We start from the raw sequence: 16972 nt of genomic DNA, 5'->3' as shown, positions 1-16972 counted from the left end.
TCAACAAGGCGCCGGGGATTCGAGAGGTTCAGGCGCCCTCGCCCGAGTGGATTCGGGCGAGGGCGTTGTCGCGTCAGGGTGTCAGATGGCGCCCTTGTCCGCGTCACCAGCGGGAACGGCGCTGAACGTCTTCACGTCGAGCGGGCCGGCCAGCAGCGGGCCGATCTTCTTGCCGAGTTCGGTCAGCGCGGGTGCGCTGCCGTGCGTCGACAGTGCCTCGAACGACTCCCAGCGTTCGATCATCACGAGATCGGTCGAGTCGCCCGTCGCCTCGTGCAGTGCGTACTTCCCGCAGCCGGGTTCGCCGTGCACCTGGGGGATGGCGGCCAGAACCGCGTCGCGGACGGCCTGCTCCTCGCCGGCCTTGGGCGAGATGGTGGCGACGACGATCACTTCGGACATGGGTGGGTCTCCTATGGGATAGGGGTGGGGATGGGGGTAGGTCGTGACGTTAGGGGAGTGTCGCGGGTTCGCGTGGCGGTTTCGCCGAGCCCGCCGTCGATGCCCCATGTCGCGTCGCCGGACCGCACGACGGCACTCCCGGACCTGCCGAGGTGAGCCGAACGGGCCGCCGTCGGGAAATGAGACCGAGAACACAGTCGAGGGTTCGATGTGACTACGCGTGATGTCGGATTTGGACGGCGGCGAGACTCCGGGGTCGGAGTGAACCCGCAGGCCAGGTGCCACGGCCGCTGAAAAACCGTGCGGCCAAGGCGGTTCGAACGTGTGCGCGGTCATACCTACTCCACGGTCAGTTTCCGGGCCCCAATCTTGTTGCACGTGACTTATCAGGCTTGCCCGGCAGGATCCCGGCTCCCTATGCTTCGTGCGTTCGGTCACATTTCGTGGCCGGGGGGAGTGTCGGAGCGCAGTTGACGGGGTGTCGTGAGCACTGCGAGCATCGGGGTCGCGCGTTCGGGTCCCGTCACCTATGTGCTCGGATCGGTCCGCACGTTCGGCCGACTGATCCGGATGACGACGCGGTCGTCGGCAATCGCCGTGGCCGAGATCGTGACCGGCCGATTCCCCCTGCGCGAGAGTCTCGTTCAGGGCTGGTTCTTCGTGTCGGTCTCACTCTGGCCGGCGATCCTCATCTCCATCCCGATGGGGGTCGTGATCGCGGTCCAGATCGGCAGTGTCGCGTCCAACGTCGGCGCCAATTCGATGGCCGGCGCCGTCGGCGGTATGGGGGTCATGCAGCAGATCGCACCGCTGGCCACGGCACTGCTCGTCGGCGGAGCCGGCGGTTCCGCCATCGCCTCGGACCTGGGCGCCAGGACGATTCGCGACGAGATCGACGCCCTGCGCACCATGGGCATCGACCCTCACCAGCGTCTCGTCGCACCACGCCTCGTGGCGATGTCGGTGGTGGCGCCGGCGCTCTCGGTGCTCGTGATCCTGATGAGCATCCTCTCCAGCTTCGCTGTTGCCGCCCTGGGTCAGGGCGTCGCACCCGGCTCGTACTGGTTGTCGTTCGGCAGCTTCGCCTCGATCACCGACCTGCTGATCTGCCTCGGCAAGGCGGTGGTCTTCGGTTTCGTCGTGGCGGCCATCGCCTGCCACCGCGGGCTGGAGGCGAAGGGCGGGCCCAAGGGTGTCGCCGACAGCGTGAATGCCGCAGTCGTGCTGGGCATCCTGGCCTGCGTCGTCATCAACCTCGCGCTGACCCAGCTGACCATGATGTTCGTTCCCATTCGATTCCTGTGACGGGTAGTACAAGTGATGCCGCGAAGAAGTGTTGGGTCGAGGTGACTGATAGTCGATGAGCACCGAGATCAACGAACCCGCCGTGTACCGGCGTCGCGGGTTCGGCTGGACGCGCTCGATCGAGCGCGCGTGGGAACCGGTCGACGCTCTGGGACGCCAGTTCCATTTCGTGTGGATGGCGCTGCGCGGTGTCGGGCATGCGCTGGCCAAACACCGTCGTCAGACCACCGAGATCTTCACCGACCTCGCCTGGGGCAACGGACGCGCGGTCATCGTCGGTGGCGGTGTGGCACCGGTTCTCGCGCTCATGGGTGTCGTCTCCGGCGCGATGATCGGCATCATCGGCTTCGAGGTTCTCGACATGCTCGGTGTCGGTCCGCTCGCCGGGGCCATGTCGGCGCTGGCCAACCCCCGTGAGCTCGCGCCGTTGATCGCCGCGGTCGGATTCGCCGCACAGGCCGGGTGCCGGATCACCGCAGAGGTCGGCGCGATGCGGATCTCCGAGGAGATCGATGCCCTCGAGGCGCAGGCGATCGATCCGGTGCCGTATGTGGTGTCGACGCGCGTGATCGCCTCGGTGCTGACCGTGATCCCCGCGTACCTGATCGCGCTCGCGCTCGGCTTCGCGACCACCAAACTCACGGTCACCGCGGTGCAAGGTCAGGCGACCGGCGCCTATCAGCACTACTTCGACATGTTCGTGCAGCCTGTCGACCTCGTGTACTCGCTGATCAAGGTTGCGGTGTTCGTCGTGGTGGTCACCCTCGTGCACGCGTACCAGGGCTTCTACGCGTCGGGCGGGCCCGAGGGCGTCGGCGTGGCATCGGGCCGGGCGATCCGCGCCAGCCTCGTCGCGATCACCGTCTGCGACATGGTCCTCACCCTGCTGATGTGGGGTCTCGAATCGTCAATCGATTTCGCGGGGTGAGGAGCATGAGCTCGCATCGTGAACCCAGCATCCGCGGATACCGCATCCGTGGTCTCGTCGTCCTCGCGCTTGTTGCGGTCCTCGCGGTCGTGGTGTGGCAGAAGGTCACGCCGGCTCCCGCCGACGGCGTGCGATTCGCCCTGGTGGTCTCCGACCTCGGCGACGGTGTGGGAGAAGCGACACCCGTCCGGCTGCACGGGCTCACGGTCGGCGAGGTCGTCGACCATCGTCCGCACGGGCCGGGTCGTCAGCTGATCACCCTCTCGGTCGATGACGAGCGGTTCGGCGAACTGTCCGACGAGCTCGACGTCCGGTTCATCTCGGGCACCGTGTTCGGTTCGACGGCAGTCGAACTGGTTCCCACCGGGTCCGGTGACCCGTTGCGTCCCGCGGAGGTTCTCGATCTCGGCAACGGGGCGTCCGACGACACCATCACGACGATCATGCGGGACTCGGGACGACTGATGATCGACGTCGTCAATCGTGACCTCGCGACCTCACTCGACGCCGGTGCCGAGCTCACCGCCGCGTCGGCGCCGCTGATGGCATCCGGATTGGTGATGCTGCGGACCATGCAGCGCAAGATGAACCTGTCGATGGGTGAGTTGCTGCCCAAGATCGCCAATGCCTCCGAGGGAGCCGCGGTGTTCACCCCGTCGGCCATCGGCATCCTGAACTCGCTGGCCTCGGTCGAGGATCTCGACGATCCGGCTCAGGTCGAACTGGCCAACGGCACGGTCGTCGAGGTCTCGAACCTGGTCTTCTCGTTCGCCGGGCGTCTCGTGGGCGCGCTCGCCCCGATGGCCGGTCTCATGGACGTGATGCTCGGCCTGATCGTCCCGCTCAACCAAGGGCTGCAAGGCATCACGCCGGCCAAGGTCGAGCGCCTGCTCGACGGCGCCGACGGGGCACTGCATCGTCGTGGCGACCGCGTTGACCTCGACACCGAGATCCTCCTGCAGGGATTCCCGGCATTCGGACAACCCCTGGCCGCACTGGCGAAGACCACGGAAGCACCGACGGAGAGGGAACAGCGGTGAAGAGTCCACGCCAAGCCGCCATCCGGCTCGCCATCCTCGGTGTTGCCGCCGCGCTCATCATCACCCTGATCGTGCAGGCCATCCAGCGTCCCGTGGCCGGCCAGACCGTGGACTACCGTGCCACGTTCGGCGACGTCTTCGGTCTGACCCAGAACGCCGACGTCCGTCTGCGCGGTGTCCAGATCGGCAAGGTGACCGGGATCGACCTGACCGACGACGCCCGTGCGGAGGTCTCCTTCCACATCCAGGACGAACACCGACTGCGTACCTCGGACAAGCTGTCCATCCGATTCCAGAACCTGACCGGGCAGCGCTACATCGAGCTCATCCGGGGCGAGGAGGCCGCGCCGGCGGTAGCCGACGGCGCACTCGTCACCAACACCGCGGACTCCTTCGACATCACCACGGTGTTCAACGGCCTGCGCCCGCTGCTCAGCGCGGCCGATCCCGAGGTCTACAACCGTCTCGCGACCAACCTGGTCGCACTCATCGACGGTGGGAGCAGCGACATGACGCCGGTGCTCAAGGACGTCTCGCTGCTCACCTCCTACGCCAGTGACCGGACCGCGGTGATGGAGACGATCGTCGGGAACCTGGAACGGATCTCGAAGGAGATCAACGGCCGCTCGGCGAATCTCGCCGCGATCCTCAAGGTCTTCCACTCGATCTTCATCCCCATCGCCACCCGTATGGAGGAGTTCCTGTCCCTGATGGGCAAGGGCTCGATCGAACTCTCCGAGATCCTGCGGGTCACCGATGCCCTCTCGCTGATGGGCCTCGGGGCGACCGGCACCACCGATGATGTGACGCAGAAGATCTCCGAGGTCATCCCGGACACCACCGCGGCGGTGAAGTCGCTGTCGATGTTGCCGGGCGTGCTCGAGGGGCTGAATCAGCTCATCCCGAAGGCGAATCCGGCGTCGTCGTGCAGCAACGGGACCTTCTCGATGCCCGTTGCCGCGACGGTGCTCATGAACGGCCGAGCCCTCACGGTGTGCAAGGGGGACCGATGAGCGACACCAGGAGCAAGACCCTGATCGGCTCGGAATATGCGTCGAGCAGATCCCAGATGTGGTGGGCGGCCATCAGTATCGCCGTCGTCGCGATCGTCATCGCGACGACGGGCATCCTGTACCTCAAGCCACCGGGCAACCAGACCTTCCATCTGCAGCTCAGCGAGTCGGGTAACCTCCGCGCGGGTGACACCGTTCGCGTGGCCGGCATCCCGGTCGGCAAGGTCCTCGGGCTCACTCTCGAAGACGACCACGTCGACGTCGAGTTCACCGTGAAGAACGATGTCTTCGTGGGGGATACGACGTCGGTGAGCGTGCGGATGCTGACCCCGGTCGGCGGTCTGTACCTCGCGATGATGCCCTCGGGTACCAACCCACTGCGTGAACCGATCCCACAGTCGCGGGCGGCGGTGCCGTTCCTCGTCAACGACCTCGTCAAGAGCGCGGTCGAGGTGACCGACGAGATCGACACCAGGGCACTACGAGATGCGATGTCCGCGTCGTCGGATGCCCTCGCCGGCGCACCCGGATCGGTGCGCAGCACGGTGACCAACATGCAGCGCATCATCGAACTGTTCGCGGAGCAGAAGAACCAGATCACCGACCTGCTGTCGCTGTCCAACGAATACGTGGGCGCGGTGCTCGACAACAAGGCGCTGATCACCGAAGTGATCCGGGCGTATGCGGTCCTCGGGCCGTCGACGATGGCGTCGGCGACCGAGACCAAGATCTTCGCGGACTCGACCTCGGTCCTCGTCGGCGTCGTCTTCGACTTCCTCTCGGGTCCCTACCAGCAGAAGATCGAGCCGCTGCTCGGGCCGGTGGTCGAGGCCAGGAACCTGAGCAAGGAGATGGAGGACTGGTCCACACAGGTCGTCGACCAGTTGCGCGCCACGCTGCTCAGCCTCGGCGAGCTCGCCGGTCCGGAGGGCAAGGCCCTCGTCGACCAGAGCGGCCTCACCACCGAACTCCCCGACGTCTGCCTGCCCGTTCCCGGACGGATCTGCTGATGACCACACCGCAACAGCCGCAGAAGATCTCGCCGGCCAGACGTCGCACGCTGGCCGTCTTCACGATCGTCGTCACCGTCGTCGCCGTCTGCAGTGTCGCCTTCACCCGCACCGACAGCGGTTCGGACAACGGCATCTGCGCGGCCTTCCAGAATTCATTCGGTCTGTACCCGGGTGCGGCAGTGACCATTCGCGGTATCCAGATCGGAACCGTCGAATCGGTGACCCCGCGCGGCACGCAGGTGCAGGTCGACATGACGATCGACGACCGTACCCTCGGCCGTGACGTCGGTGCGGCGATCGTGAACTCCTCGATCCTCACCGATCGTCGCGTCGAGCTCGTCAACACCGAAGTCCCCGATGGCGGAACCGAATTCGACGGCACCTGCATCCCGGAGTCACGTACCGCCGAGCCCACCAGCGTGCCGGACGCGTTGAACTCGTTCTCTCCCGGTTCTTCAAGGACATCACCACGGCCGACGAGTCGGGCCGCCTCCCACTCCAGGCGCTGCTCGAGGGCGCCGACCGTGAGATGGGCGGACTCGGACCGACGATCAACCGGCAGCTGCGTGAACTCGGCAACCTGATGGAGTCCCCGGACACCTTCATGAGGGAGTTCGGCACCCTGATCGAGAACAGCGCGGAGCTCACCGAGTTCGTCGATGCCGACTGGGACAACGTGTCCACCACCATCAAGACGCTGGGTCCCGGCCTGGCACTGATCGAGTACATGCTGGGTCTGGTGAAGACCATCGTCGAGAAGCTCGCCGATGCACTGGATCCGCTGGATCGGCTCTTCAACGAGAACTTCCCGTTGATCATGGATGTGCTCAACGCGTCGGTGCCGATCGTCAGCATGGTGCGTACCCAGGCGGAGGAATCGCCGGAGATCCTCGGGAAGATCCCGGGAATCCTCACGATGCTCCACCGCATGATCGAAAGTCCGGGGCGTGGTGTCGGCGTCGACTACCGCGCACCCAAGGCCGCGGTGAAGAGCGCCGACGCGGGAGCGTTGTGTGCAGCGCTCAAGAAGATCCCCGGTAGCCGGTGCGAGGTGACGTCGAAGACGATCACCGTCCCGTTGCCGCAGTTGTTGCTGAACGACCTGGGAGGCCACCGATGACCCACGGCTTCGCCTCGTCGCGTCGTCGCCTGACCTCATGGGTCGGCGTTCTCCTCGCCGCGGTGATCGTCTGTGCCGGTTGCTCGTTCAACCCCAGCAACTACGTCATGCCGGGAACCGGTGTGGGCGGTCCGACCTACCGGCTCCACCTCGAGTTCAGTTCGCTGCTGAGTCTTCCCGCCGGTGCCGAGGTACGAAGCAACGGCGCGAAGGTCGGTTCGATGAGGTCGATCACGCTCACCGACGAGGCTGCGGTCGCGCACATCGACGTCAGCGAGGATGTCGAGCTGCCGCGCGGTACGCGCGCCGAGCTGCGGCAGACGTCGATGCTCGGCGACATCTACATCGCTCTCATCCCGCCGGTCGAGATGGGGCCGGAGCTCCTCGGTGACGGTGACGTGGTCGCCCTCGACGACACCGATCCGGGTCCGCAGATCGAGGACGTGCTGGCGCGCATGGCCGACTTCGTCAACGCCGGGAGCGTCACCCGTCTCCAGGACGCCATCGCCGAGCTGAACAAGACCCTGCCCTCGGATGTCGCGGAGCTGCGTGGTCTGTCCGAATTCGGTTCTGCGGCAGTACGTGAGTCGGCAGACAACCTGGACTCTCTCGGACGGAGCATCGAGGCGGCCGACGAGCTGAGCAGTCGACTGGATGCGATGCGCGACGACCTGGGATTCATCTTCTCCGATCATGCCCGCACCCGGCTGGAGCGCGTCCCGCAGTTCATGAGCGCGGTTCTCAACGTGGTGATCGACGTGAACACCCTGACGACCGGTCTCGAATGGCTGATCCCGCGGTTGCCTCACGTCCGGGAGAATCTCGAACTGATCGCCCCGCTCATCCGGGAACCCTCGGCGAGCCCGCATCAGCTGAACGGCAATGCGGCCACCGTGACGTCGTTCACGAAGAACAAACTGGTTCCGTTCCTGTTGGGGCCCAACGTCAACGTGAAGCAGGTCAGCATGGCCGAGCAGGATGTGAGCGCGAACGCCTTCCTGCTGTTGAAGATGGTGGGGGCGGTCCGATGAGTCGAATCCCCGGATGGCTCTCGGCGGGCGCCCTGATCATGACGACGGTCCTCGGCGTCGGATACCTCCTCATCGGGGTGCTGGCCGTCGATCCGATCGAGAAGCGCACGAGCATCACCGTCGACCTGACCGACTCGTCCGGACTGAAGAGTGGTTCCGACGTGGTGTACCGCGGCGTGAACATCGGCACGGTCGACGAGGTGACCGGTCGGACCGGCGGGGTTCGTGTTGCGCTGACCTACGCTGCCGACCAACGGGTTCCGGTCGCGACGGACCTGAAGATCGAGCAGCTGTCGTCGCTGGGTGAGCCCGTCTTCGCCTTCATGCCCAACACGGACAGTGGACCGTGGCTGGAGGACGGCGCGCACCTGACGCAGACTGTCGAGGTGCCGACGTCGGTGGCGCAGCTCCTCGGTGACACCTCGGCGATGCTCGAACAAGTCGAACCCGAGCGGGTGACGAGCCTGCTCGACACGCTCTCGCAATCGGTCACCGGAGTGGAGTCCGCGGTCACCCCGGCGGTGCGTCGCGGTGCCGACCTCCTGTTGATGACGCTGCCGTCGCGGCAGGGGCATCTCGATGCGCTGACCGATCACATGACCGAGATCCTCTCCAAGACAGACGAACTGAAGCCGGCGATGATGGCTGCTCCGCCTCAGCTCGATGCGTTCGGCGAGTCCCTCGGCGTGTCCTACGAGTACCTGTTCTTCGCGTCGCGGAAGCTGCGCGGCAGCGAGGTGATGGGGTCCTGGCGCGACGAGCAGAAGCAGCTGGTCGAGGTGCTGGAGAAACTGTCGCCCGACCTCCTCGCGCTCGGTGGCATCCTTCGCCCCATCTCCAAGGCGACCGGACCGCTGGTCGGCATGATCGACCTCGCCGACCTTCTCGACCACGCCATTCATTCCCTTCCCGGCGACCGGCTGCGTGTCACCCTGACCGCGCCGGGATCATGATCTACAACCCCAAGCAGTACAAGGAGTACCGATGAGCACCCACGACGACCCGACCGCAGGGGCCGACCACGCCGAGGACACGTCCGCAGAAACGGCATCGTCGGCGGTCGCACTCGACGAGGCGCAGCCGGTCGAGGCCGGGGCCGACGGGCCGGTGAAGCCCAAGAAGGACAAGGGCGCCAAGGACAAGTCCGGTAAGGACAAGAACGCGTCTGCCAAGAACGGCAAGAAGAAGGGCGGGAAAAACAAGTCGGGCAGCAAGTCCGGTGCCGCCCCGGCTGCGCGTGTCCCGCTGATCGCGGTGTCGGCAGTGGCTGCGGTCGCCGTCGTACTGGCGGCGGTCTTCGGAATCCTGTGGGCCACCGACGGTTCCGCCGATGAACTGGCCGCGGTCAACGCGAAGATAGCGACCGAGACCGAGGCCGAGAAGGTCGCCGGCGACTATGCGCTCAACGTGTCGAAGGTCGACTACCAGGACATCGACGCGTGGCGTAAGGCGCTCGAGACCGGTGTGACGCAACAGCTCGAGGAGAAGATGGGCACCGCGGTGGACGTCGTCGCACCGCTGCTCACCCAGATGCAGTACGTGTCCACGGCGGAGAAGCTCGCCGCGACCGTCGCCGGCTCGAACGGAAACCAGTACGTGGTCCGCGTTTTCGTCGACATGGACTCCAAGAGCCGCCAGACGCCGGACGGCGTGACCGCCACCGCCAGTTACACGATCACCCTCGACAAGGCCAGTGGCTGGACCATCACCGATGTCGGCGGTCTCGGCGCGGGCCTGCCCGGCCAGCCGGGTAACTGACCGCGATTCTGCGCAGGGCGGCTCAGCGCCAGCCGAGCGCGGGAGCGACGTGGGTGAGGATCGACTCGAGAACGTGGGTGTTGTACTCGACGCCGAGCTGATTGGGCACGGTCAGCAGCAGGGTGTCGGCCGCCGCGATGGCCTCGTCCTCGCGGAGCTGATCGATGAGCTTGTCCGGCTCGTCGGCGTAACTGCGGCCGAAGCGGGCGACCGTGTTGTCGATGACGCCCACCTGATCCGACTCGGCGCCGCCGCGACCGAAGTACGCCCGGTCACGGTCGTCGACGAGCGCGAAGATGCTGCGGCTCACCGACACCCGCGGCTCGTGCGGGTGTTCGGCGTCGGCCCAGGCCTTGCGGAAGCGCTGGATCTGCTCGGCCTGCAACTGGTGGAACGGAACGCCGGTGTCCTCGGTGAGCAGCGTCGACGACATCAGGTTCATGCCCTGTTGGGCGGTCCACTCGGCCGTGGCGCGGGTGCCGGCTCCCCACCAGATCCGGTCGCGCAGGCCGGGTGACTGCGGCTCGACCGGCAGGAGGCCGGGTGGGTTCGGGAACATGGGGCGCGGGTTGGGGCGGGCGAAACCGCCACCCTCGATGACGCGGAGGAAGACCTCGGTGTGCTGGCGGGCCATGTCGGCGTCGGTGGAGCCCTCCGGTGGGACATATCCGAAGTACTTGTAGCCCTCGATGACCTGCTCGGGCGATCCGCGGCTGATGCCGAGCTGTAGGCGACCTTCGGCGATGAGGTCGGCTGCACCCGCGTCTTCGGCCATGTACAGCGGGTTCTCGTAGCGCATGTCGATGACGCCGGTGCCGATCTCGATGCGGCTGGTCTTGGCGCCGATCGCGGCCAGCAGCGGGAACGGCGATGCGAGCTGTCGGGCGAAGTGGTGGACACGGAAGTAGGCGCCGTCGACGCCGAGCTCCTCGGCCGCCACCGCGAGGTCGATGGACTGCAGCAGCGTGTCCGATGCCGAGCGGACCTGGGAGCCCGGGGAGTCCGACCAGTGGCCGAACGACAGGAAACCGATCTTCTTCATGGTCGGTAAATGATACCCCGGTCCGTTTTGTTCCCGGACGTTGGCGTGTGTCGGACCCAGGAGTGTCGTGCCGCCGCGAGGGTTGCGCCGGAGTCGGCACAACCCCCGCGACGACCAGTCCGGGTCAGCCGGCTGCGGCGGCCGGGGTGTGGTTCGTGTCCGCGGGAGCGAGTTCGGTGACGTTCCGCGACAACATGATCCGCTCGATCGCCCACAGTGTGGCGAGGGCGATGACCGCGGTGAGCAGAGCCGAGAGGTTGCGCACCGTCATCGAGACATCCATGTTGAGGGTGACGTAGACCGGCCAGCCCGCCCGCAGTTGCTACGCCGCGAATCCGGACGGGACGACGAGGATGGCCAGGGCCATCGCCTTCTTGCCCCAGTAACGCACGGCCACGATCAGGATGGCCGCGGACAGTACCTCGCCGAAGTTCGCGAAGACCCACCACAGCGGGAAGTCGCTGCCCCAGCGCCACGGGTGATCTCCGTAGTAGTCGTACGCCGCGGTGATGACAAAGCCCTCGAGAAGGATGTTGAACACGGCCTGGCCCGCGACGCAGTACCAGAACGTGCGACGGGTAGGGCTCTTCTCGTACATGCGGTAGATCGTGTAGCAGGCCACGCCGGAGAAGAGGACGTAGACGAAGATCGCCCACCACGGGTACGACACGGGTGTTCCTTGCACGTGGAACATGTTGAACGCGAAGTCATTTCCGGGGTGGAAGCGCAGGAAGCCGAGGGCTTCCCAGATCGGTTCGATGGGATTGCACAAGACGCTGCCGAGGATGCAGAACATCAGGAGCGGTGATCGGCGCGCGATCAGCAGGAAGATCGCGTACAGCACCGCGGCCACCGCGATCGCCGCGGAGACGTAGGTGAACCAGTTCGCGAGCTCGGTCGAGATCTCGCGGTTGGGTCGGTCATCGAAGATGTCCTGGCCGTTGGGGGCGGCAAGAACGGACGTCCAATACGCCCGTCATGAGTGTGAGGCCCTTTCGCTTGACGGGTTCGAGTGGTCTGGGTCACGTCACAATACGACGTAAGACATTTGGCGTCTAGTGTCTTATTTTGCGGACATGGGTGTGCCGGGGTCGAGAAGGGGGCACAGAACCGGCGTCTGGGCGTCAGGCGCGGGTGAAGCCGGGCACGAGGTGGGCTTCGAGCATCCGGCGGAGTTGCGGCACGGTCACGTCCGCCAGTTCGAGGCGCCCCACCAGGATCATCTCGGTGTAGGACAACCAGGCGCAGGCCTGCGTGATGTCCAGGTCTTCGCGGAACTCACCCTTCGCCACGCCCTCCTCGAGGACGGATTGCCAGAGTTCCTCGGTCAAATCGGTTGCGAGATGCGAGGAGTCGAGCAGGCGCGTACCCAGCAGAGCGGTGTCGCTGGAGATCAAGGAACGCAGGATCGGGTCACGCCGTCCCCGGTCCACCAGTTCGATCATCCCGACCGTCAGCTTGCCGGCGTAGGAGGGCTCGTCGCGGATGATCTCGCGGATCTTCTCGATCAGGGTTCGCGCACGTTTCCCGATGAGGGACAGCACGATCTCGTAGCGGTCCTCGAAGTAGCGGTAGATCGTCGCCCGTGACACCCCGGTCTCACGCGCGATGTCGTCGATCGTCGTTCGGTCCAGCCCATAGTGCTCGATGTGTCGGGCGGCGGCGTCGAGGATCTGATCGCGTGCTTCGGCCCTGTCGGTGCTCAACCGTCGCTGTCGTCTGGCTCTCGGCAAGATCCCTCGCATACTCGAATGACGTTCTTGCACACTAACCGGTGGTCACGGTGGGTCCGACAGGAGGCAGGGTGCGAGACGTGGCACGCATACCTTTACGGCTCGAGGAGCTCCTCAGAGACGGACGTCGGCGCTCGGTTGCCCGTCGACCGTCGTGCGTTCCGCGCGGGACCGGCGAGCTTCGCGCTCGAGCGCCGCGGTGAACTGGTCGGCGGCCCACTTCAGCGCCTCTTTGTCCTGGGGGAGCGTGGTCTGCTCGTAACCGGTCAGCAGGTAGAGCGCCCAGTTCGCGTATCGGTGGGCGGCGACGCGGTCGTCGAGGAGTTCGAGGGCCGCGTCGTAGCGAGCTCTGTCGGCGGCTTCCTGGACCTTGCAGACCTCCGGATCCATCGCGGCCCACGTTCGGATCGCGGACTCCGCGTCGTGAGGGAGGCCGAGGGCACTCTGGACGAGATCGTCGACGCGGCGTGACATGTCCGGTTCGGTCCGGGCGGCCGCCAACTCGGCCTCGGTGCGCGAGTCGTACCAGTGCGTGATGACCTGGCTGGTGTAGTCCGACCAGTTCTTGAAGAAGTGGTAGAAGGAACCGCTGGTGACCCCGAGCCGCTTGCAGACCTCGGCGAGCTTGAGTGCGCTGTAGCCCGAATCCGCGAGAACGGCGAGGCCCGTCTCCAGATACAACTCTCGCGTCGTGGTGGCTGCCATGTCGCTACCGTATTCCACGCCGAGCTGATCGGTCGTATGGGTCAGATGTCCGGTTTCGTCGATCCGACGCCGAGCGGATACGCCGATGGGCCGGGACCGGAGACGAAACGCTTGCCTCGGGTCCCGGCCCATCAGCCGGATTCTGTCTTCGACGAGGGTCTGCGACCTACGGTGCCCAGGTCCGCGGCGCTGCCTCGTCCTCGGCCGGCGGCGTCGAGGTGACGCGGTACGCGCGGTTGACCGCGGACACCACGGCACGCAGGCTGGCGGTGGTGATCGACGATGCCACGCCGACACCCCAGACGGTTTCGCCGTTGACCTCGGTCTCGACGTACGCGGCGGCGCTGGCGTCGCCGCCGGCGGTCAGGGCGTGCTCGCTGTAGTCCAGGACCCGGACCTCATAGCCGACGGTGCCCAGGGCATCGACGAAGGCGGCCAGCGGCCCGTTGCCCGCACCGGTGATCTCGCGCTCGTTGCCCTCGACCTTCACGACCGCGGTGATGTGGTCCTCGCCGCCGTCGACCTCGGCCGCGTCGACCTTCTGCCGGATGCGCTCCAGCGGCCAGACCGGGTGCAGGTAGTTCTGCGCGAAGACGTCCCACATCTCCTTGGGATTGACCTCGCCGCCCTCGCCGTCGGTGATCTTCTGGATCTCGCGGCTGAACTCGATCTGCAGGCGACGCGGCAGGTTCATGCCGTGGTCGGCCTTCATGATGTAGGCGACGCCGCCCTTGCCGGACTGGCTGTTCACGCGGATGACGGCCTCGTAGCTGCGGCCGACGTCCTTGGGGTCGATCGGCAGATACGGTACGGCCCAGACGATGTCGTCGACGTCGGAGTCGGCGTCGTCGGCGTCGAACTTCATCTGGTCGAGGCCCTTGTTGATGGCGTCCTGGTGGCTTCCGGAGAAGGCGGTGAACACCAGATCACCACCGTAGGGGTGGCGCTCGGGGACGTTGAGCTGGTTGCAGTACTCGACGGTGCGACGGATCTCGTCGATGTCGGAGAAGCTGATCTGCGGGTCGACGCCCCGGCTGAACATGTTCATGCCCAGGGTCACCAGGCACACGTTCCCGGTGCGCTCACCGTTGCCGAACAGGCAGCCCTCGATGCGGTCGGCGCCGGCCTGGTAGCCCAGTTCGGCTGCGGCGACACCGGTTCCGCGGTCGTTGTGGGGGTGCAGGCTCAGGATGATCGAGTCGCGGCGAGCCAGGTTGCGGTGCATCCACTCGATCGAGTCGGCGTAGACGTTCGGCGTGGCCATCTCGACGGTCGCCGGCAGGTTGATGATCATCGGCCGCTCGGGGGTGGGGGCGATGACCTCGGTGACCGCGTCGACGACCTCTTTGGCGAAGCTCAGCTCGGTGCCCGTGTAGGACTCCGGCGAGTACTCGTAACGCCAGTTGGTGTCGGGATACTGCTTCTCGACCTCCAGCACCTTGTGGGCGGCGTCGGTGGCGATCTTGATGATCGCGGGCTTGTCGGCGCGGAAGACCACACGACGCTGCAGCACCGAGGTGGAGTTGTAGAAGTGCACGATGACGTTCGCCGCACCGCGGCAGGCCTCGAAGGTGCGCTCGATCAGTTCCTCGCGGCACTGGGTCAGCACCTGGATGCTGACGTCGTCGGGGATCGCGTTGTCCTCGATGATCTCGCGGACGAAGTCGTAATCGGTCTGGCTGGCCGACGGGAACCCGACCTCGATCTCCTTGTAGCCCATCCGGACCAGGAGGTCGAACATGCGACGCTTGCGCGCCGGGCTCATTGGATCGATCAGGGCCTGGTTTCCGTCACGCAGGTCGACCGCGCACCACAGCGGCGCCTTGGTGATGACCTTGTCGGGCCAGGTACGGTCCGGCAGCGAGATCGTCTCGACCTCGTCGGCGAACTGACGATAGCGATGAACCGGCATCGCGGAGTTGCGCTGCGGATTCCATACGGGCTGGTCGGCGGGAATCGGGCCGGACGGCTCGACGATTCGGCTCGCGCCGGAGGTGAAGGTGTCTGCTGGTGCCATGGTTGGTCATTCTCCGTGTCTGGAAGGAAAGTGACCGGCGCGTGATTGGGCCCCGCGACGGAGGGCCGGTCGTGTCAGACCCCGCCGCGGCAACCGAGAAGGAGTGCACGCTGCATGCGCACGACTGTACTCCTCGGCGTTGACGAGACCAAAGCCGCAGGTGTGGGCGTTTTTCGTGTCCCCCTCTTCGGGGGTGCCGCGGGTCCGACACACCCGTCAGGCTATGACATGCATCACGCACGGCGCTGAGAGTGACGGAAATCATTCCAGCGGCCGAAGGGTGTACGGGCTCCGTGCCCGGTCTTCGACAGAGCCGCTCGACCGCGACTCTGCCGCCTGCACAGAAGGACGACGTCAAGTGACCACGATCCCCGCCGATCCACCACGCGCAGACCTACCGCCCGAACCCCACACCCCGCCTGCGTCGAAGCCCACCAGTCTTCGACGTGTCGCCGCCGCCAGCTCGATCGGCACGACCATCGAGTTCTACGACTTCTTCATCTACGGGACCGCGGCAGCGCTGGTCTTCCCGACGGTGTTCTTCCCGGCGGCCGACGAGGTCACGGGCACGATCGCGTCCTTCGCGACCTTCGCCGTGGCGTTCTTCGCCCGGCCGGTCGGGGCGATGCTCTTCGGGCACTTCGGTGACCGGATCGGCCGCAAGCGCACGCTGGTGTGGACCCTGCTCATCATGGGCCTCGCGACCGTGGCGATGGGACTCCTCCCGGGGTACGAGTCCGGCGTCTTCGGGTTCGCCGAATCGGGGATCGGCATCGGAGCACCCATCGCTCTGGTCGTCCTGCGATTCCTCCAGGGCTTCGCCGTCGGTGGTGAATGGGCCGGCGCGACGCTGCTGACGGCCGAATACGCACCGGCGGGCAAGCGTGGGCTGTACGCGATGTTCCCGCAGCTCGGCCCGGCGTTCGCGTTCTTCCTGTCGAGCCTGACCTTCTTGATCGCCTCGCTGACCCTCGGCGAGACCAGCTCGGCCTTCCTCGACTACGGCTGGCGGATCCCGTTCATCCTGTCGTTCGCCCTCGTCGCCGTCGGCCTCTGGGTTCGGCTCGCGGTCGCGGAGACACCCGTGTTCCGAGATGTGCAGCGTCGCAAGGCACTCGAGGCCGCGGCGTCGGATGGCCCGGCGTCGAACGAACCCGCTCTGCCGTTCCTCGATGCCTTTCGTCACCAGTGGAAAGAGATCCTCATCGCCGGCGGTGCGCTGGCGAGCCTGTTCTCGCTCTTCTACATGGGCACCGCATTCCTCACGAACTACGGCACCAAGAGCCTCGACCTGTCACGCACCTTCGTGTTGAGTGCGGGAATGATCGCCGCGATCGTGTTCGGATTGTCCACCGCCGCGTCGGCCATGTGGTCCGATCGGGTGGGTCGTCGCCGGGTCATCCTGACCTCGTGCGCCATCGCCGTCCCGTGGGCGCTGGTCCTGTTCCCGATCCTCGAGATCGGCGGCGGATTCGCCTTCGTCATCGGCCTGACCGGCACCCTGCTCATCTTCGGAATCGCCTACGGCCCTGCGGGTGCGCTGCTTCCCGAACTGTTCGAGGCGCGCTACCGCTACACCGGTGCGGGGATGGGTTACAACCTCGCCGGCATCTTCGGCGGAGCCATCCCGCCGCTGATCGCCGCGCCACTGATCGCCGGCCCCGGGGCGATCTGGGTGGGTGTCCTGCTCGCCGGCCTGTCGGCGATCAGCGTGGTCTGCACGATCCTGATCGTGGAGACCAAGGACAAGGCCATGCGCGCCGCGACGGAATCGCCCGAGGAGGAACCCGCGCTGGTCGGCTGAACGTGTTCGGGCCGAGACTGATTCGCGGTCCGCAGAACGACGACGTCCCCGTCACGATCAC

General features: G+C 66.2%; 18 protein-coding genes. 11 read left to right on the top strand and 7 right to left on the bottom strand.

What is annotated here, in order from left to right:
- Positions 1-81: 81 nt before the first annotated feature.
- A complete protein-coding gene (locus GOAMI_RS04190) occupies positions 82-402 on the bottom strand; it encodes a putative quinol monooxygenase (protein WP_006435146.1) in 321 nt (106 codons plus the stop codon).
- A 483-nt stretch (positions 403-885) separates the two neighbouring features.
- Between GOAMI_RS04190 and GOAMI_RS04185 the strand changes: the two genes are divergently transcribed.
- The 10 genes from GOAMI_RS04185 to GOAMI_RS04140 are packed head-to-tail and all read left to right on the top strand — an operon-like array spanning position 886 to position 9610.
- A complete protein-coding gene (locus GOAMI_RS04185; protein WP_006435145.1) occupies positions 886-1707 on the top strand; it encodes an MlaE family ABC transporter permease in 822 nt (273 codons plus the stop codon).
- A 55-nt stretch (positions 1708-1762) separates the two neighbouring features.
- Complete coding sequence (locus GOAMI_RS04180) at positions 1763-2635, top strand: ABC transporter permease (protein WP_006435144.1); 873 nt, start codon at positions 1763-1765, stop codon at positions 2633-2635.
- Positions 2636-2640: 5 nt separating this feature from the next.
- Positions 2641-3675, top strand: coding sequence for an MlaD family protein (locus tag GOAMI_RS04175; RefSeq protein ID WP_006435143.1), 1035 nt, complete (start codon positions 2641-2643; stop codon positions 3673-3675).
- Positions 3672-4688 (top strand): MlaD family protein, encoded by a 1017-nt coding sequence (locus tag GOAMI_RS04170; RefSeq protein WP_006435142.1) that lies wholly within the window; start codon positions 3672-3674, stop codon positions 4686-4688. Before GOAMI_RS04175 ends, GOAMI_RS04170 begins: the two co-directional genes overlap by 4 nt.
- A complete protein-coding gene (locus tag GOAMI_RS04165; RefSeq protein WP_006435141.1) occupies positions 4685-5698 on the top strand; it encodes an MlaD family protein in 1014 nt (337 codons plus the stop codon). The genes GOAMI_RS04170 and GOAMI_RS04165 overlap by 4 nt, the downstream gene beginning before the upstream one ends.
- Positions 5698-6285 (top strand): MlaD family protein, encoded by a 588-nt coding sequence (locus GOAMI_RS04160; protein WP_006435140.1) that lies wholly within the window; start codon positions 5698-5700, stop codon positions 6283-6285. Before GOAMI_RS04165 ends, GOAMI_RS04160 begins: the two co-directional genes overlap by 1 nt.
- Entirely contained in the window at positions 6231-6821 is a 591-nt protein-coding gene (locus GOAMI_RS04155) for a hypothetical protein (protein ID WP_006435139.1), read from the top strand. The genes GOAMI_RS04160 and GOAMI_RS04155 overlap by 55 nt, the downstream gene beginning before the upstream one ends.
- A complete protein-coding gene (locus tag GOAMI_RS04150; RefSeq protein ID WP_006435138.1) occupies positions 6818-7852 on the top strand; it encodes an MlaD family protein in 1035 nt (344 codons plus the stop codon). The genes GOAMI_RS04155 and GOAMI_RS04150 overlap by 4 nt, the downstream gene beginning before the upstream one ends.
- A complete protein-coding gene (locus GOAMI_RS04145) occupies positions 7849-8805 on the top strand; it encodes an MlaD family protein (protein WP_006435137.1) in 957 nt (318 codons plus the stop codon). The genes GOAMI_RS04150 and GOAMI_RS04145 overlap by 4 nt, the downstream gene beginning before the upstream one ends.
- A gap of 31 nt (positions 8806-8836) precedes the next feature.
- Positions 8837-9610, top strand: coding sequence for a hypothetical protein (locus tag GOAMI_RS04140; protein WP_006435136.1), 774 nt, complete (start codon positions 8837-8839; stop codon positions 9608-9610).
- 22 nt (positions 9611-9632) lie between these two features.
- Here GOAMI_RS04140 and GOAMI_RS04135 read toward each other — a convergent pair whose 3' ends face one another.
- The 6 genes from GOAMI_RS04135 to leuA all read right to left on the bottom strand — a co-directional run bounded on the left by GOAMI_RS04135 (position 9633) and on the right by leuA (position 15107).
- Positions 9633-10652: an LLM class flavin-dependent oxidoreductase gene (locus GOAMI_RS04135; protein ID WP_006435135.1), complete on the bottom strand. Its 1020-nt coding sequence runs from the start codon at positions 10650-10652 to the stop codon at positions 9633-9635.
- Between the two features lie 124 nt (positions 10653-10776).
- Positions 10777-10923 (bottom strand): hypothetical protein, encoded by a 147-nt coding sequence (locus GOAMI_RS22985; RefSeq protein ID WP_157228264.1) that lies wholly within the window; start codon positions 10921-10923, stop codon positions 10777-10779.
- A gap of 51 nt (positions 10924-10974) precedes the next feature.
- Positions 10975-11505: a hypothetical protein gene (locus GOAMI_RS04130; RefSeq protein WP_006435134.1), complete on the bottom strand. Its 531-nt coding sequence runs from the start codon at positions 11503-11505 to the stop codon at positions 10975-10977.
- 271 nt (positions 11506-11776) lie between these two features.
- The gene (locus GOAMI_RS04125; protein WP_006435133.1) at positions 11777-12358 is read right to left on the bottom strand and encodes a TetR/AcrR family transcriptional regulator; all 582 of its coding nucleotides are present in this window, start codon (positions 12356-12358) and stop codon (positions 11777-11779) included.
- Positions 12359-12499: 141 nt separating this feature from the next.
- On the bottom strand, positions 12500-13090 hold the full coding sequence (locus GOAMI_RS04120) for a TetR/AcrR family transcriptional regulator (RefSeq protein ID WP_006435132.1): 591 nt from the start codon (positions 13088-13090) through the stop codon (positions 12500-12502).
- Positions 13091-13256: 166 nt separating this feature from the next.
- A complete protein-coding gene (leuA, locus tag GOAMI_RS04115) occupies positions 13257-15107 on the bottom strand; it encodes a 2-isopropylmalate synthase (RefSeq protein WP_006435131.1) in 1851 nt (616 codons plus the stop codon).
- Positions 15108-15465: 358 nt separating this feature from the next.
- Between leuA and GOAMI_RS04110 the strand changes: the two genes are divergently transcribed.
- Complete coding sequence (locus tag GOAMI_RS04110) at positions 15466-16911, top strand: MFS transporter (RefSeq protein WP_006435130.1); 1446 nt, start codon at positions 15466-15468, stop codon at positions 16909-16911.
- Positions 16912-16972: the final 61 nt, after the last annotated feature.

This window comes from Gordonia amicalis NBRC 100051 = JCM 11271 (genome assembly GCF_000332995.1).
Taxonomy (GTDB): Bacteria; Actinomycetota; Actinomycetes; order Mycobacteriales; family Mycobacteriaceae; genus Gordonia; species Gordonia amicalis.
The sequence above is the reverse complement of the archived record's forward strand: the minus strand, read 5'-3'. Positions and strand labels throughout refer to the sequence as shown.

What these genes read in the sequence shown, in the direction of transcription:
- GOAMI_RS04155 (WP_006435139.1), top strand. Translation starts at nt 6,231, where the DNA reads ATGGGCGGACTCGGACCGACGATCAACCGGCAGCTGCGTGAACTCGGC.
- GOAMI_RS04165 (WP_006435141.1), top strand. Translation starts at nt 4,685, where the DNA reads ATGAGCGACACCAGGAGCAAGACCCTGATCGGCTCGGAATATGCGTCG.
- GOAMI_RS04190 (WP_006435146.1), bottom strand. Translation starts at nt 402, where the DNA reads ATGTCCGAAGTGATCGTCGTCGCCACCATCTCGCCCAAGGCCGGCGAG.
- GOAMI_RS04140 (WP_006435136.1), top strand. Translation starts at nt 8,837, where the DNA reads ATGAGCACCCACGACGACCCGACCGCAGGGGCCGACCACGCCGAGGAC.
- leuA (WP_006435131.1), bottom strand. Translation starts at nt 15,107, where the DNA reads ATGGCACCAGCAGACACCTTCACCTCCGGCGCGAGCCGAATCGTCGAG.
- GOAMI_RS04175 (WP_006435143.1), top strand. Translation starts at nt 2,641, where the DNA reads ATGAGCTCGCATCGTGAACCCAGCATCCGCGGATACCGCATCCGTGGT.
- GOAMI_RS04135 (WP_006435135.1), bottom strand. Translation starts at nt 10,652, where the DNA reads ATGAAGAAGATCGGTTTCCTGTCGTTCGGCCACTGGTCGGACTCCCCG.
- GOAMI_RS04120 (WP_006435132.1), bottom strand. Translation starts at nt 13,090, where the DNA reads ATGGCAGCCACCACGACGCGAGAGTTGTATCTGGAGACGGGCCTCGCC.
- GOAMI_RS04160 (WP_006435140.1), top strand. Translation starts at nt 5,698, where the DNA reads ATGACCACACCGCAACAGCCGCAGAAGATCTCGCCGGCCAGACGTCGC.
- GOAMI_RS22985 (WP_157228264.1), bottom strand. Translation starts at nt 10,923, where the DNA reads ATGACGGTGCGCAACCTCTCGGCTCTGCTCACCGCGGTCATCGCCCTC.
- GOAMI_RS04145 (WP_006435137.1), top strand. Translation starts at nt 7,849, where the DNA reads ATGAGTCGAATCCCCGGATGGCTCTCGGCGGGCGCCCTGATCATGACG.
- GOAMI_RS04180 (WP_006435144.1), top strand. Translation starts at nt 1,763, where the DNA reads ATGAGCACCGAGATCAACGAACCCGCCGTGTACCGGCGTCGCGGGTTC.
- GOAMI_RS04150 (WP_006435138.1), top strand. Translation starts at nt 6,818, where the DNA reads ATGACCCACGGCTTCGCCTCGTCGCGTCGTCGCCTGACCTCATGGGTC.